The sequence below is a fragment of the Stenotrophomonas sp. genome, assembly GCF_031995405.1.
In the GTDB taxonomy this organism is placed as follows: domain Bacteria; phylum Pseudomonadota; class Gammaproteobacteria; order Xanthomonadales; family Xanthomonadaceae; genus Stenotrophomonas.
The window spans coordinates 1-14,558 of record NZ_DAMAGC010000109.1 but is presented as its reverse complement, the minus strand read 5'-3'; the positions used below and the strand labels follow the sequence as shown (position 1 = coordinate 14,558).

At 69.0% G+C, this 14,558-nt stretch carries 12 protein-coding genes and 1 pseudogene; 3 read left to right on the top strand and 10 right to left on the bottom strand.

All coding sequences use genetic code 11. The features are described 5' to 3' along the window. A partial coding sequence (gene ilvD, locus RTO53_RS15905; protein ID WP_312238713.1) for a dihydroxy-acid dehydratase occupies positions 1–1,510 on the bottom strand: 1,510 nt, incomplete at its 3' end. A gap of 192 nt (positions 1,511–1,702) precedes the next feature. On the opposite strand from ilvD, the gene RTO53_RS15900 reads away from it, so the two are divergent. From RTO53_RS15900 to RTO53_RS15890, 3 genes are read left to right on the top strand one after another with little or no spacing between them, the layout of a single operon-like run. Beyond that, entirely contained in the window at positions 1,703–2,266 is a 564-nt protein-coding gene (locus tag RTO53_RS15900; protein WP_312238712.1) for a DUF1190 domain-containing protein, read from the top strand. A gap of 3 nt (positions 2,267–2,269) precedes the next feature. Continuing rightward, positions 2,270–3,448 (top strand): glutathionylspermidine synthase family protein, encoded by a 1,179-nt coding sequence (locus RTO53_RS15895; protein WP_312238711.1) that lies wholly within the window; start codon positions 2,270–2,272, stop codon positions 3,446–3,448. A gap of 1 nt (position 3,449) precedes the next feature. Further along, positions 3,450–4,118: a hypothetical protein gene (locus RTO53_RS15890; protein WP_312238710.1), complete on the top strand. Its 669-nt coding sequence runs from the start codon at positions 3,450–3,452 to the stop codon at positions 4,116–4,118. A 63-nt stretch (positions 4,119–4,181) separates the two neighbouring features. On the opposite strand, the gene RTO53_RS15885 is transcribed toward RTO53_RS15890, so the two are convergent. The 9 genes and pseudogenes from RTO53_RS15885 to RTO53_RS15845 form a co-directional block, all read right to left on the bottom strand. Next, complete coding sequence (locus RTO53_RS15885) at positions 4,182–5,480, bottom strand: DUF58 domain-containing protein (protein ID WP_312238709.1); 1,299 nt, start codon at positions 5,478–5,480, stop codon at positions 4,182–4,184. Between the two features lie 37 nt (positions 5,481–5,517). After that, positions 5,518–6,546, bottom strand: a complete 1,029-nt coding sequence (locus RTO53_RS15880) for a MoxR family ATPase (RefSeq protein WP_312238708.1) — start codon at positions 6,544–6,546, stop codon at positions 5,518–5,520. Beyond that, positions 6,543–7,745, bottom strand: coding sequence for a DUF4350 domain-containing protein (locus RTO53_RS15875; RefSeq protein WP_312238707.1), 1,203 nt, complete (start codon positions 7,743–7,745; stop codon positions 6,543–6,545). The genes RTO53_RS15880 and RTO53_RS15875 overlap by 4 nt, the downstream gene beginning before the upstream one ends. Next, positions 7,742–9,358, bottom strand: coding sequence for a DUF4129 domain-containing protein (locus tag RTO53_RS15870; RefSeq protein WP_312238706.1), 1,617 nt, complete (start codon positions 9,356–9,358; stop codon positions 7,742–7,744). The genes RTO53_RS15875 and RTO53_RS15870 overlap by 4 nt, the downstream gene beginning before the upstream one ends. Continuing rightward, complete coding sequence (locus tag RTO53_RS15865) at positions 9,348–10,340, bottom strand: stage II sporulation protein M (protein ID WP_312238705.1); 993 nt, start codon at positions 10,338–10,340, stop codon at positions 9,348–9,350. The genes RTO53_RS15870 and RTO53_RS15865 overlap by 11 nt, the downstream gene beginning before the upstream one ends. Then, positions 10,337–11,026 carry an RDD family protein gene (locus tag RTO53_RS15860; protein ID WP_312238704.1) on the bottom strand — a complete coding sequence of 230 codons (690 nt, stop codon included), beginning with the start codon at positions 11,024–11,026 and terminating at the stop codon, positions 10,337–10,339. The genes RTO53_RS15865 and RTO53_RS15860 overlap by 4 nt, the downstream gene beginning before the upstream one ends. 168 nt (positions 11,027–11,194) lie before the next feature. After that, the gene (locus tag RTO53_RS15855) at positions 11,195–11,725 is read right to left on the bottom strand and encodes a gamma carbonic anhydrase family protein (RefSeq protein ID WP_312238703.1); all 531 of its coding nucleotides are present in this window, start codon (positions 11,723–11,725) and stop codon (positions 11,195–11,197) included. A gap of 178 nt (positions 11,726–11,903) precedes the next feature. Then, positions 11,904–13,793: a tRNA uridine-5-carboxymethylaminomethyl(34) synthesis enzyme MnmG gene (gene mnmG, locus RTO53_RS15850; RefSeq protein WP_312238702.1), complete on the bottom strand. Its 1,890-nt coding sequence runs from the start codon at positions 13,791–13,793 to the stop codon at positions 11,904–11,906. 491 nt (positions 13,794–14,284) lie between these two features. Further along, a pseudogene (locus RTO53_RS15845) lies at positions 14,285–14,558 on the bottom strand (hypothetical protein); the annotation flags it as partial.

The following is a 14,558-nucleotide window of genomic DNA, read 5'->3' as shown; positions in this document are numbered from 1 at the left end:
TGCCCAGGCCCTTGGATTTCAGGTAGCTGGTCGGGTACAGCATTTCCTGCATGCCCGGGCCACCCTTCGGGCCTTCGTAGCGGATCACCACCACGTCGCCAGCCACCACCGTGTCGGCGAGGATGCCGGCCACGGCCGCGTCCTGGCTTTCGAACACGCGCGCATTGCCCTCGAACACATGGATGGACTCATCCACGCCGGCCGTCTTCACCACGCAGCCATCCGGCGCCAGGTTGCCGCGCAGCACCGCCAGCCCGCCTTCGGCCGAATAGGCGTGGGCGACCGCGCGGATGCAGCCTTCTTCACGGTCCACGTCCAGCGTCGGCCAGCGCGTGGCCTGGCTGAAAGCGACCTGGGTGGGGATGCCGGCCGGACCGGCGCGGAAGAAGTCGTGCACCGTTTCATCCATGCTCACCGCGACATCCCAGCGCGCAATCGCCTCTGCCAGCGTGCGGCTGTGCACGGTCGGCACATCGGTGTGCAGTAGGCCGCCACGCGCCAGTTCACCCAGGATGCCGTACACGCCACCGGCGCGGTGCACGTCTTCCATGTGGTACTTCGGGGTGTTCGGCGCGACCTTGCACAGCTGCGGCACGCGTCGCGACAGCGCGTCGATGGCCTGCAGGTCGAAGTCCACCTCCGCTTCCTGTGCGGCGGCCAGCAGGTGCAGGATGGTGTTGGTCGAGCCGCCCATGGCGATGTCCAGGGTCATCGCGTTCTCGAACGCGGCCACGCTGGCGATGGTGCGCGGCAGGGCGTTGGCATCCTCGCCGCCGTACCAGCGATGGCACAGCTCCACGACCAGGCGCCCGGCGCGGCGGAACAGCTGCTCGCGGTCGGCATGGGTGGCCAGGGTGGAGCCGTTGCCGGGCAGCGACAGGCCCAGCGCTTCGGTCAGGCAGTTCATCGAATTGGCGGTGAACATGCCCGAGCACGACCCGCAGGTGGGGCAGGCGCTGCGCTCATATTCGGCAACCTTCTCGTCGCTGGCGCTTTCATCGGCGGCGATCACCATCGCATCCACCAGGTCCAGCTTGTGTTCGGACAGCCGCGTCTTGCCCGCTTCCATCGGCCCGCCGGAGACGAACACCACCGGGATGTTCAGGCGCAACGCGGCCATCAACATGCCGGGGGTGATCTTGTCGCAGTTGGAGATGCACACCAGCGCATCGGCGCAGTGTGCATTGACCATGTACTCCACCGAGTCGGCGATGATCTCGCGGCTGGGCAGCGAATACAGCATGCCGTCGTGGCCCATGGCGATGCCGTCATCCACCGCGATGGTGTTGAACTCTTTTGCGACGCCGCCGACCTGCTCGATCTCGCGTGCCACCAGCTGACCCAGGTCCTTGAGGTGCACGTGGCCGGGCACGAACTGGGTGAACGAGTTGGCGATGGCGACGATGGGCTTGTGGAAGTCGCCATCGGTCATGCCGGTGGCACGCCACAGGGCGCGGGCACCGGCCATGTTGCGGCCGGCGGTGGAGGTACGGGAGCGGTATTCAGGCATGGTGGCTGGCAGGATCGGGCGGGCCGTGGGGGCGCGTTTCGCCTCGATTCTGCCGAAAAATTCCGGTTGCGTTTGCAACCACCTTCCAGGCGAATGCTGAAACGTCGTTCATCTTCTGCGCTGTGCCGGTTTTGGTTGTTCGCGGCGATGAGGCATGATTGAGGGGATAACCGCATTAGGGGGCATGACGCCATGAAACGTTCCAGGACCACCGCGCTGCTGTTGATGAGCGCCGCGCCGCTGCTGTTCACCGCCTGCCAGAAGGACGATGCCGTCAAGGTGCAGGAGGGGTTGTACACCTCGGTGCAGGCCTGTACCGAAGCCACCGGCGATCCGTCCAGCTGCCGCACCGCCTTTGCCAACGCGCAGAAGCAGTCGGCCGATGCCGCCCCCAAGTACGCCTCGCGCGAAGCCTGCCAGGCCGATTACAGCGCCGAGCAGTGCGTGGAACAGAAGACCTCCACCGGCCATTCGTTCATCGGGCCGATGATGATGGGCTTCTTCATGTCGCAGATGCTCGGCAACCGCGGCGCCGGCCTGGCGCAGCCGCCGGCTGCCAGCCCGGCGTACCAGGACAAGGCCAACGGCTGGGCGCGCCCGGCCCCGGGTGGCAGTGGCGGCTTGAACACCGCCAGTGGCATCGGCGCCGGCAAGGCCGGCCTGGCCCCGGTCAACGCCACGCCCAACCGTGCCGTCACGGCCAGCCGCGGTGGCTTCGGCAGCACCAGCAGCGGCCGCAGCAGCGTCGGCGGCTGACCGATGCAGCGCGTGCGTATCGCCGAGCGCAGCCAATGGCGCGCTCGGGCTGAAGAGTCCGGCTTCCGCTTCCATACCATCGACGGCCTGCCGTACTGGGATGAGAGCGCGTATTACGCCTTTACCCTGCGCCAGATCGAGCAGGACATCGAAGACCCCAGCGCCGAGCTGCATGCGATGGCGATGGGGCTGGTGGACGAGGTGGTCGGCAGCGAGCAGTTGATGGACCAGCTGGCGATCCCGCCGCAGTTCCGCGACTGGATTGCCGACAGCTGGCGTCGCCGCGAGCCGCACCTGTATGGGCGCCTGGATTTCGCCTACGACGGCAACGGCCCGGCCAAGCTCTACGAGCTCAATTACGACACTCCGACCTCGCTGTTCGAAGCCTCGTTCTTCCAGTGGCAGTGGCTGGAAGACCAACGCAACCAGAACCGCCTGCCACCGCACGCCGACCAGTTCAACGCGATCCACGAAGCGCTGGTGGAGCGTTTCGCGCAGCTTGCCGCGCAGTTGCCGCCGCCGCTGTATTTCAGTGCGGTGGGCAGCTCCGAGGAAGACCAGGGCACGGTCGCCTACCTGCGCGACTGCGCCGCCCAGGCCGGGCTGCGCGGCGAAGCGATTGCCATCGAAGACATCGGCCTGTCCGAAGACGGCCGTTTCACCGCGCTGGACGACACGGTGATCGGCAGCCTGTTCAAGCTCTACCCGCTGGAAGACCTGATGACCGAGTCTTTCGGCCAGGCGTTGCCGACCTCGGGCGTGCAGCTGCTGGAACCGGCGTGGAAGGCGATCCTGAGCAACAAGGGCGTGCTGCCGCTGCTGTGGCAGCGTCATCGCGGCCATCCCAACCTGCTCGCCGCCGAGTTCGACGACGGCAGCGCGCTGCCGCGTGGCTGGGTGCGCAAGCCCTTGTTCTCGCGCGAAGGCGCCAACGTGGCCATGCACCTAGCCGACGGCAGCTGGCAGGAAAGCGAAGGGCCCTACACCGGCCCGGCGATCCGCCAGGCCGCGCATCCGCTCACCAGCTTCGACGGCGGCTACCCGCTGGTCGGCAGCTGGGTGGTGGGCGACCAGGCCTGTGGCATGGGCATCCGCGAAGACAGCAGCCGCATCACCCGCGACAGCGCCCGCTTCGTGCCGCACGCGATCATCGATGAAGCGCCCACCCGCATCTACGTCTGAGATGGCGATGCAGCGCAACCGCAGCCTGCGTCCCGGTCCGTTGGCCGGGCGGCACCTGGATGACGGGCATGGACTATGGCGCTACGCCGACCGCATCGCCGTGCGCTGCCACCGCTGTGATGCGCCGGGCTGGGTGGTCAGGCAGTCCCGGACGGCGAGCTTCCGCTGTCTGTCGTGCAGCGTGGCACTCGGCGACGGAAACGCCTGCGGCTGCGGCTGCTGCGGAACCGGCACGTGGGTGGGGCCGGTGCGTTACAGCGGGCAGCGGCCCTGCGGCTATTGCGGCCATCAGTGGGTGCGTGCACAGGCGCGTCGCGCGGCGGCATCGCCGCCCCTGAAGACGCTCTCCGCCGATTGCGCGCAGTGTGGCCGCAGCAGCGAGGTCAGTGTCAGCGTGTCCCCGGTGCGCGATGCCGAATCCAACGACCCGTATTTCGGCATGCCGCTGCTGCTGGTCGCGCGTACCCGCGCTGGTCTGCTCTGGGGCTACAACCAGGCGCACCTGCAGGCGTTGCACGATTACGCTGACGCACCACTGCGCGAACGCGCCGGCGTCTCCAACGGCTCGATGTTCTCGCGCCTGCCGCAGTGGATGAAGCTCGCGCGCAACCGCGTGCTGCTGCAGAAGGCCACCGCGCGTCTGATCGCCAGGGCCAATGCCGTCCGGTAGCGACCGCCCGTTGGCGGCGGTCGCATCCCTGGCCGGTAGCGACCGTGGTTCGGCAGGCCTTGCTTACAGCAGCCCGTCCCGCTTCACCGCCAGATAGCGCTCCACCAGCGCGCCCGGCAGCGCATCGGCGGTAACGTCCAGCACCATCACCCGATGGCTGCGCAGCGCTTCGTGCGCGTCGCTGCGTTGCTGCAGGTAACGCGCGATCGCGCCGGCCTGGGCAGCGTCCTGCAGGGTCTCCACGTCATGGCCGAGCGCCTCATCCAGCTCGCGCTCGCGCAGGCTGGCCACGCACACCAGGTGCTGGCGCTGCAGCAGGCGCACTGCGGCGAGCAGATCTTCGATGTCTTCATCGCGCACGTTGGTGACCAGCATCACCAGCGAGCGGCGCCGCTGCCGAAGCGACAGCTCGGTGGCCGCGGCCAGGTAGTCGGTGGCCACCGGGGTGGCCTGCAGGTCGTAGCTGGCGCGCAGCAGCCGGTCGATGGCGCCCATGCCGCGCTGCGGCGCCACCCAGCGCGTATCGCCGCCGCTGGCGAACAGGCCCACGCCGTCGCCCTGGCGTAGCGCCAGGTAGGCCACTACCAGCGCTGCATTGAGCACATGGTCGAAGTGCGACAGCCCGCCTTCGCTGGCCATCATGCGGCGACCGGTGTCGATCATCAGCATCAGCTGCTGGTTCTTTTCGTCCTGGTACTCGCGCGAGATCAGCTTGCGCGCGCGCGAGGTCGCCTTCCAGTCGATCTGGCGCAGGCTGTCGCCGATGCGGTACTCGCGCATCTGGTGGAAATCGGTGCCTTCGCCGCGCCGCCGCTTGAGATGCGCGCCGACCAGCCGCGAGGCCTGTTCGGCACTGAACAGCGCAAAGCGGGTCAGCGGCGCGAAGTTGGGATACACCCGCACCGTCAGTGCGGGCGGCAGCGTGCGGCGCTGCCTCCACAGCCGCCACGGCGCATGCACGCGCAGGTGCACGCCCTCGAAGACGAAGCGCCCGCGTGCGGTCGGGGTGAGGGTGTACTGGAAACTGCTGGCGACCAGCGGCTTGAGCGTCAGCGCGCGCGGCAGCCCCTGCAGCGTCCACGGCCCCGGCACCAGGTCGAACACGTCCACGCGCTGGCGCAGGCTGGATTCCAGCCGCAGCGTCACCGGCCGCGCCACGTTCAGGGCCAGGGCTTCGGGCAGTTCGCGTTGCAGGCTGGGCGAGGGCTGCCGACGCAGCCGCAGCAGGTCGACGAGCGCCACCAGCGCGATCGCCGCGCCCATGGCGCCCCAGCTCCAGCGTGGCCACAGCCCGAAGGCGACCGGCAGGCCAAGCAGGCTCCATGCCATCACCAGGGTGAGCAGCAGCGGGGCTGGCCTCATCGGCCGCACCGCGCGCGATCAACGTTGCGCCCCAGGCTCATTTGCGCGGTGCTTCCACCTTGGCCAGCAGCGCGTCCAGCGCATCGTCGGCGCTCTGTCCTTCGATCTGCAATTCCGGCGCCAGCGCGATGCGATGGCGCAACGCCGGCTTGGCGATGTCGCGGACGTCGTCGGGGGTGACGAAGTCACGTCCGGCCAGGACCGCCTGCGCGCGCGCGGCCCGCACCAGCGCGATGCTGCCGCGCGGGCCGGCGCCGAGCGCGATGCCCGGCCAATGGCGGGTGGCGGCAACGATGCGCACCGCATAATCGATCACCTCGGGGTCCACGGTGATCGCGGCGGTGGCCTGCTGCAGTGCCACCACCTCGGCAGCGGTCAGCGCGCGCGGCACCTGCGACAGATCGAAGTCGGCCGCGCTGCGCCCGGTGGTGATCGCATCGACCATGCGCTTCTCGTCTTCCACCGACGGGTAGTCGATCAGGACCTTGAGCAGGAAGCGGTCCAGCTGCGCTTCGGGCAGTGGGTAGGTACCTTCCTGTTCAACCGGGTTCTGCGTGGCCAGGGCCAGGAACGGCGGCGTCAGCGCGAACGCCTTGCCTTCGATGGTGACCTGGCCTTCCTGCATCACTTCCAGCAGCGCGGACTGGGTCTTGGCCGGCGCACGGTTGATTTCGTCGGCCAGCAGCAGGTTGGTGAACACCGGGCCGCGACGGATCTTGAAGCTCTCCGACTTGGGGTCGTACACCGCATGCCCGCTGACATCGCTGGGCATCAGGTCCGGGGTGAACTGCACGCGGCCGTAGTCCAGTTCCAGCGCCTGGGCGAGTGCGCGCACCAGCAGGGTCTTGCCCAGGCCGGGGACGCCTTCGATCAACACGTGGCCACCGGCCAGCAGTGCGATCAGGATCTGGTCGAGCACCTCGGGCTGGCCGATGAAGGCACGCCCGACCGCTTCGCGCACGGCATCGACGCGTTCGACCAGGCTGGGACCGGACAGGCCGGCCGGGGTCGGCGCAGGTTCGGCGGGAGACAGCGGTGGCAGCAGCGGGGGAGTCGGCTCGGTCATAGCAGGTTTCTCATCTGGATCAGCAGGCGGATGCGCTCGCGCAGACCGTTCAGGTCCTGCGAGGCCGGAGCGTTCAACGCAGTCTGGACGCGTGCATGCGGCCAGTGCAGCAGGGTGGCGATGGCGTGCACCTGCGCCTCGCCGTTCAACGCGGCGGCGGTGGGTGCGCGCCGACGCAGGCGGCCAAGGAACGAACGCCGCACCGCGTCGTACAACAGCGGGGCCTTGCCGTAACGCAGCAGGTGCTCGCCGCTGGCGCGCACATGTTCCAGCAGCGAGCGGCGCTCGATCGCCGGCGATGGCAACAGGCTGCCCATGCGCTGCGCGCGCTGCCAGAGCCAGCCGAGCAGGGCCAGCAGCAGCGGCACCCACACCGGCCAGCCCTGGTAGAAGATCCGGTTCCACAGCGACGGCGGACGCGCCCCGTACACCAGCCACATGCGGCCCTCGCCGTAGCGCGGCGCCAGCAGGTAGCGGGTCAGGTCGCGGTGCGCCTTGTCGTGCAGGCCGTCGACATAGTTGCCCGGCTTCGCATCGGGCGTGTCGAGCACGGCCGGGCGGCCCAGTCCCTTCATGAACTCCAGGTCGGCCACTACATCCACGCTGCCCTGGCCGTGGCGCAGGCGCGCGAAGACCCGCCCATAGGCATCGCTGTCGGCATCGTCTTCGCCCCAGCTGCGCTCCAGGCGCATCCCTGCCGGCGGTTCCACGCCGAAGCGTCGACCATTGCAGAACTCCACATGCTGCTCGTCATCGCGCACGTGGAACGGCTGGCAGCCACTGCCGTAATCGATGCTGTCCACGCCCAGGGCGTCCAGCAACGGCCCGTTGCCGTCGGTATCGGCCGGCGCGCCGGGCGGTGTACGCACGATCAGATGGCCGCCCTGCGCCACCCACGCCAGCAGCGCGCGCGCGGTGGGCGGCGGCAGGGTGGCCGTGTCCTGCAGCAGCACCAGGGTGTCGTGCGGCTGGAGCGTCATCGTGGTCAGGTCCACGCGCGGCTGCGAGTGAACCTCGATGCCGTCGGCACGCAGTGCCTGGCCCAGTACATACAACGGGTTGTAACGCGCTTCGCCCTGCGGGGGCAGGTGCTCGGTTTCGGTGACCCGGTGGTGGGTGCGCAGGAACAGGATGGCCAGCGGCACGCCGAGCACGAGCACGCCCAGCATCACCAGCAGCCAGCGCAGGCGCGTACTCATGCGCGCCACCGGAACTGTTGCTGCAGCGTGCTGGCGAGCGTTGCGAACGCCTCGTCATCGGGCAGGCGGCCGGCGTAGGCGGCGTACTGCCAGACCCGCACGATGCGCTCGAACAGGGCGCGGTCGGCGGCCTCGGGCATGCGCCGCGACACGCGCAGACACTGCGCCTCGGTGGCGCCGGGTGGCAGCGCGATCTGAGCACGTTCGCTCATCGATTCCACGCTGGCCCGATACAGCAGCGCCAGCGCCTGGCGCGGGCGCCCCTGCTGCCACAGCGCACGCGCACGCGCGGCGGCATCGGGGGGAACTTCCTCGGGCACGGTGATGTCATCTTCGACCACCGCCGATACCGTATCGCGCGAGGTCCTGCCGGTGCCGCGCAGCCAGCGCAGCCAACGTGGCGCGGTGGCGATCAGGATCAGCAGCAGCACGCCGACCATGCCCCACAGCAGCCATTCGGCGATCTGCGTCGGCAGCAGCGGCCCCTTCCGGGCCGTGCCGCGCCTGGCGGCGCTGTCGTCGTCCTTTTTCTTTTCCTTCTTCGCCGCGTCCTGTTCGGTGCGCTCCCAACGGGTCACCTGGCGGGTCGGGCTCTGCAGCGGATCCTCGTAGGCACGCTGCACGGCCTGGCGGAAGCCGGCCGTGTCGACCTCGCCGCTGCCGAAGATCGCCACGGGTGTATTGGCAGGGTCGTTGGCGTAGGTGAGCGGGGTGTCGTCGGCGTCTTCTTCCGCCTCCGCGTCCTCATCCGCATCGCCTTGCGCCGTCGCGGTGGCGGGGGCTTCGCACTGCTGGGCGTGCACCACGCCGCTCGGCCAGATCAGCACCAGGCCCAGCATCAGCAGCGGCGCGGCCTGCTGCAGACGGTCACGCAGGCGGCGGAACGCGATCTCCACGTCCCACGCTTCCATCTCGGTGCGCCGGTTGAGATACAGGCCGAAGCCGGCGCCCACGTAGAACGGCCCGATCAGACTGATGGCCAGCCAGGACAGCAGGTTGAAGCCGAACCTGGCCCAGGCCGGTGTGTCCTCGCTGACCATCGCCCACGCCGCACGCCAGGAATCGGACAGCAGCTCGAACGGGACGAACATGAACACTGCCGCGATGCCGCCCGCCACCAGCACCACCTCGAAGGCCATGCAGGTCACCGTCAGCAGGATCGCATGGCCGAAGGCGGCACCGGCCACGGCGCGACGGCGTGCACCGCGATGTTCAACCGCGTTGCCTTCCAGCAGATTGACCGGCATCAGCAGCGAACGCAGTGGGCTGAAGCGGCGCCAGCCCAGGTAGCCCCAGAAGCCGTTCCAGCCCCACGCGCGTTGCGCGCGCAATGTCTGCAAGGCGCTCGGCGCATCGCCGAAGATGCCGCGCGAGATCACATACAGCGCCAGCCGGTCGAACACCGGCGTGAGCCACCACATCAGCAGCCACGCCCAGCCGAACGTATCGGTCCACCACGCCAGCGCGTTGACCAGCGCAAACAGCGGCAGGCCCAGCAGCAGCCACGGGAGCCAGATCGCACGCGCATGCCGACGCACCAGCGCGGTGCCCAGTTCCACCGCTTCCCAGCCGCTGCGTGCGCGCAGCACCACGTTGAGCTGGTCAATGCGCATGTGCGCTCCCGCGTCCACCGCGCCACAACCAAGTGAACACCGCGCTCCACAGCACGGCGGCAACCGCGTACTTGCCCCAGGCCGGCACGGCGGCGATCGAGGACCAGAATGCTTCGATGAAGGCGGCCACCAGCAGCATCGCGGCCACGCCCAGGCACAGCCGCGCCCCGATCACCCCGCCTTCGACCAGCGCATCGATGCGCCGCCGCCGGCCCGGTGCCAGCAGTTTCATGCCCAGCTGCAGGCCCGCACCACCGGCGATCACGATGGCGGTCAGCTCGAACGCGCCATGCCCGACCACGAAGCGCCAGAACGGGTCGCCATGGCCGATGTGCTGCAGGTGGCCGGCCACTGCGCCGATGGTGAGCCCGTTGAACAGCAGCACCAGCACGGTGCCGACCCCGGCCAGCAGGCCGCTGGCGAAGGTGCGCAGGCCGATGCTGATGTTGTTCATGATGTAGTGGCCGAACATCATCCAGTCCGTGCCGCTGTCGCGCCCCAGGTGCGCGGAGGCTGGATCGTACATGCGCTCCATCGCCGCGATCTCGGCGTTGCCCATCAGCAGATGGATGAACTGCGGATACCACTGCACCAGCGCGAAGGTGCCCACCAGCGGCAACACGAACAGCGCGGTGGCCACCCACATGCTGCGCGCCTGGCTGCGCACCAGCTGCGGGAAGTCGGCGAGCAGGAATTCCAGCGCGCGCCGCCAGCGCGGCGGCGGCGTGCGGTAGAGCAGGCCATGGCCCTGCTGCATCAGCCCCTGCAGGCGCGCCACCAGCTGCGGGCTGTAACCCCGCTTGCGCGCCAATGCCAGCTGCTGGCACAGGCGTCGATAGCGTTGCGGAATGTCTTCATCGTTGAGCGCGTCGTCGGCGACCGGGCGGCGTGCGCCGCGCGCGTTGTCGCCCCGCAGCGCCATCCAGCGCTCCAGGGCCTGCCACTCACTCTGGTAGCGGGTGACGAACTGTTCCTGCCTCATCGGCGCCCCAGCAGCCAGTTGGCCATGGCGTACAGACGCAGCACTCCGACTTGGCCGCCACCGCCGCTGAGCGGGGCGACGATCGCCGCCAGTTCCTGCTGGCGCGGCGAGGACAGGCGCGATGCGCGCTCGGCGAAGGCGACCACGGCAGCCTGTTCGGCCGGCTGCAGCGGTTGGGTCGGGGCCAGCACGGTGTCGATGGACACGCTGCCCAGCACCGGGCGCGCGCGCTCGTGCACCACCACCGTGCCGGCAACCAGGTCGCCGAGGCGGCGGCCATGCGCATCGAACAGACTCGACAGCAGCCCCACGGCGTAGGCGAACGGCAGCATGTCCACGGTGCGCAGCAGGTTGCGGGTGATCGCGGCCATCCAGCCGATCGGTGCACCTTCGCGTGCGACCACGCGCAGGCCCAGCGCGCGCTTGCCCAGCGTGCGGCCCCAGACCGCTTCCTGCACGATGGTGTAGGCCCACATCAGCACGAACATCAGCGCCAGGTACAGGCCCTTGCCGAAATCGCCGAGGAAGGCCAGCGGGATGCTGAGCAGCAGCAGTGCGCCGAAGCGGACCGCGAAATCGATCGCCCAGGCCAACGCACGCGGCACCGGGCCGGCGGCGGGCAGGTGCAGCGGCACGCCCTCGGGCGTGATCACTTCACGGTAGGTATCCAGCATCGTCGCGCTCATGCGCGCGGACGATGGGAAAGATGGACCCGGAATCCTCTCCGGTCTGCTGCCTGGGTGGGCATGCGGTTCTCGACTGCTTCCTGGTCGGCTGTGGACTTTACCGTGCAGGCGTGCCGATGCCCAGCGCCGCCGCGGTGGCCGGGGTGGATGCGACCGGGGCGGCCGCGATCATCCCAGGTACTTGTCCTTGAGCCGCACGTAGTGGTCGGCCGAGTAGTGCAGCGATTCGATCTGCTTGTCGGTAAGGGTGCGCACCAGCCGTGCCGGGTTGCCGACCCACAGCTCGCCCTCACCGACCACCTTGCCTGGACCCACCACCGCGCCGGCGCCGACGAAGCCATGCCGCTCCACCCGCGCACCGTCCAGGATGCACGCGCCCATCCCGATCAGGCTGTGATCGCCGATGGTGCAGGCATGGATGATGGTGCCGTGGCCAACGGTGACGCCCTCGCCGATCAGCGTGGGGAAGCCTTCCCGGTTGTACGGGCTGTGGTGGCTGACATGGATGATGGTGCCGTCCTGGATGTTGCTGCGCGCACCGATCCGCACATGGTTGACGTCGCCGCGGATCACCGTGCCCGGCCATACCGACACGTCATCGCCCAGCACCACGTCACCGATGATGGTGCAGGCCGGATCGATGTAGCAGCGCTCGCCGATGACCGGCAGCGTGTCGAGGAAGGGGCGGATGGGGGACATGCGGTACTCCGGCAAGGCAGGGGCGGACGGCCGCCTGCGGCACCGTCCCGATGCCATGATGATAACGCGGGCCTGCGCGGAGCCACGCCCGCGCTGCCAAGCGCGTAGCGCCGACCGTTGGTCGGCTGCGGCGCATCCGGAGCCGCCGTGCCGCCGACCAACGGCCGGCGTTACGCTTTTACGCGACGCGGGCGCGGCGCGCGCGCTCGAGGTGCACCAGCAGCAGCGAGATCGCTGCCGGGGTCATGCCGGGGATGCGCTGTGCCTGGCCAATGGTCTGTGGGCGCACGCGCTCGAGTTTCTGCTGCACTTCGGCCGACAACCCACGGACGGCGGCGTAGTCGAAATCGCTGGCGATGGCGGTGGATTCGTGGCGCTGCTGGCGCTCGATTTCCTCGCGCTGGCGATCCAGATAACCGGCGTACTTCACCCCGATCTCGACCTGCTCGGCCACCTTCGGGTCGGCCACGGCCGGGCCCAGCGACGGCACCTGCATGAGCTGGGCGTAGTCCAGCTCCGGGCGCTTGATCAGGTCCAGCACGTTGGTTTCGCGGCTGACCGCTACGCCCAGGGTGGCTTCCACTTCGCGGCCCAGCGCATTGCCCGGCGTGGCCCACAACGCACGCAGGCGTGCCGATTCGCGTGCCACCGCTTCCTGCTTGGTCTGGAAGGCGGCCCAGCGGCGCTCGTCGACCAGGCCCAGCTCGCGGCCCAGTCCGGTCAGGCGCACGTCGGCATTGTCTTCGCGCAGCTGCAGCCGGTACTCGGCGCGGCTGGTGAACATGCGGTACGGCTCGGTGGTGCCGTGGGTGATGAGGTCATCGACCAGCACGCCCAGGTAGGCCTCGTCGCGGCGCGGGCACCACCCGGCGTCCCCGCGCACGTGGCGCGCGGCATTGAGCCCGGCAAGCAGGCCCTGCGCGGCGGCTTCTTCATAGCCGGTGGTGCCGTTGATCTGGCCGGCGAAGAACAGCCCGGACACGCTCTTGGTCTGCAGGGTGTTGTCCAGGCCGCGCGGGTCGAAGAAGTCGTACTCGATCGCATAGCCGGGGCGGGTGATGTGCGCGTTCTCGAAGCCGCCGATGCTGCGCACCAGTGCCAGCTGCACGTCGAACGGCAGCGAGGTGGAGATGCCGTTGGGATAGATCTCCACCACGTCCAGCCCTTCGGGCTCGACGAAGATCTGGTGGCTGGCCTTCTCGGCGAAGCGCACCACCTTGTCTTCGATCGACGGGCAGTACCGCGGGCCGATGCCTTCGATCTGGCCGCTGTACAGCGGCGAGCGATGCAGCGCGGCACGGATGATGTCGTGGGTGCGCTCGCTGGTGTGGGTGATCCAGCAGCTGACCTGGGCCGGATGCTCGGACACATCGCCCAGGTAGGACATCACCGGGCGCGGGTCATCGCCGGGCTGCTCGTCCATGACGCTGTAATCGAGCGAACGGCCATCGATGCGTGGCGGCGTGCCGGTCTTGAGGCGGTCGATCACGAAGGGGCGCTCGCGCAGGCGTGCGGCCAGCGTGGTGGCCGGCGGGTCGCCCATGCGCCCGGCGGCGTACTGGGTCTGGCCGACGTGGATCTTGCCGGCCAGGAAGGTGCCGGCGGTAAGCACCACGGCGGCGGCGTGGAAGGTCAGTCCGGTCTGGGTAACCGCGCCGCGCACGGTGTCGCCGTCGATCAGCAGGTCGTCCACCGCCGCCTGGAACACGGTCAGGTTGGGCTGGGCTTCCACGATCTGGCGGATCGCCATGCGGTACAGGTTGCGGTCGGCCTGGCAGCGGGTGGCGCGCACGGCCGGGCCCTTGGAGGCATTGAGGGTGCGCCACTGGATGCCGGCGCGATCGGCGGCATGCGCCATCGCCCCGCCCAGGGCGTCGATCTCCTTGACCAGATGGCCCTTGCCGATCCCGCCGATGGCCGGGTTGCAGCTCATCGCGCCGATGGTTTCCACGTTGTGGGTCAGCAGCAGGGTGCGCGCGCCACTGCGCGCGGCCGCCAGCGCAGCTTCGGTGCCGGCGTGGCCGCCGCCGATGACGATGACGTCGTAGCGGTAGAAGGAGTCAGTCATGGCGCAGGAGGCTCGGGACGGGGCCGGGCGGCCCAGGATCAGCCCTGGAGACAGGGCGCGGGTGGCGATTTTAGCGCCATTCGTCGGGGGCGATGAAATCAACCCTCAAGTTGGCACGTTTTCTGCAGATAACCCAATAGCACCCAGGATGGCAGGCGCTCTGGCGCTACGGACCGGAATTGGAACAGGGGCCGGTCCATGCGCATCCCGGGGAAGCAGAAGGGTCGACAGTCGGGGGACTGTCGGCCCTGTTTTTTTGCATGACCGCCCACGCCCCAGGGGTCAAAGACAGAAGGCCCCGCCAATGGCGGGGCCTTCTGCGTTGTAGGTGCCGACATCCGACAGGGCCGGAACAGGGGGGATCCAGAGTTTCCTGGCGGATATCGACATAGAGCTGGATGTGACGCGTTCTGTCGCTTTTGTCACTTTGCGACCGAAGCCGTCACCACCCGCCTAGAGTGAACCGGGTGGGTGGTGAAAATCAAGACGGCTCAGGGCTCAACTGTGCGCTGGTTCAAATTGTTCATGTTCCGCCACGGTGAACCGTTCGAGCGCTGGGCCGGACGCGGGGCCTGCTGGGCCGGACGCGACTGCTGCTGCGGACGCTGCTGTTGCTGCGGACGGCCGACCGAGTCCATGTTCCGCCACGGCGAGCCGCCGTTGTAGGACGGACGCGGGCGATCCGGACGTACCGGCGGATTGCCGCCGTTGCCGGGGCGCGGCGGCGGCCTGTGGTTGTTGTGCGGCGGCCGATAGTTCGTGTAC

Bases quoted from the DNA above. Each gene is read 5' to 3' on its own strand.
- RTO53_RS15900 (WP_312238712.1), top strand. From the start codon at position 1,703: ATGAAACGTTCCAGGACCACCGCGCTGCTGTTGATGAGCGCCGCGCCG.
- RTO53_RS15895 (WP_312238711.1), top strand. From the start codon at position 2,270: ATGCAGCGCGTGCGTATCGCCGAGCGCAGCCAATGGCGCGCTCGGGCT.
- RTO53_RS15890 (WP_312238710.1), top strand. From the start codon at position 3,450: ATGGCGATGCAGCGCAACCGCAGCCTGCGTCCCGGTCCGTTGGCCGGG.
- RTO53_RS15885 (WP_312238709.1), bottom strand. From the start codon at position 5,480: ATGAGGCCAGCCCCGCTGCTGCTCACCCTGGTGATGGCATGGAGCCTG.
- RTO53_RS15880 (WP_312238708.1), bottom strand. From the start codon at position 6,546: ATGACCGAGCCGACTCCCCCGCTGCTGCCACCGCTGTCTCCCGCCGAA.
- RTO53_RS15875 (WP_312238707.1), bottom strand. From the start codon at position 7,745: ATGAGTACGCGCCTGCGCTGGCTGCTGGTGATGCTGGGCGTGCTCGTG.
- RTO53_RS15870 (WP_312238706.1), bottom strand. From the start codon at position 9,358: ATGCGCATTGACCAGCTCAACGTGGTGCTGCGCGCACGCAGCGGCTGG.
- RTO53_RS15865 (WP_312238705.1), bottom strand. From the start codon at position 10,340: ATGAGGCAGGAACAGTTCGTCACCCGCTACCAGAGTGAGTGGCAGGCC.
- RTO53_RS15860 (WP_312238704.1), bottom strand. From the start codon at position 11,026: ATGAGCGCGACGATGCTGGATACCTACCGTGAAGTGATCACGCCCGAG.
- RTO53_RS15855 (WP_312238703.1), bottom strand. From the start codon at position 11,725: ATGTCCCCCATCCGCCCCTTCCTCGACACGCTGCCGGTCATCGGCGAG.
- mnmG (WP_312238702.1), bottom strand. From the start codon at position 13,793: ATGACTGACTCCTTCTACCGCTACGACGTCATCGTCATCGGCGGCGGC.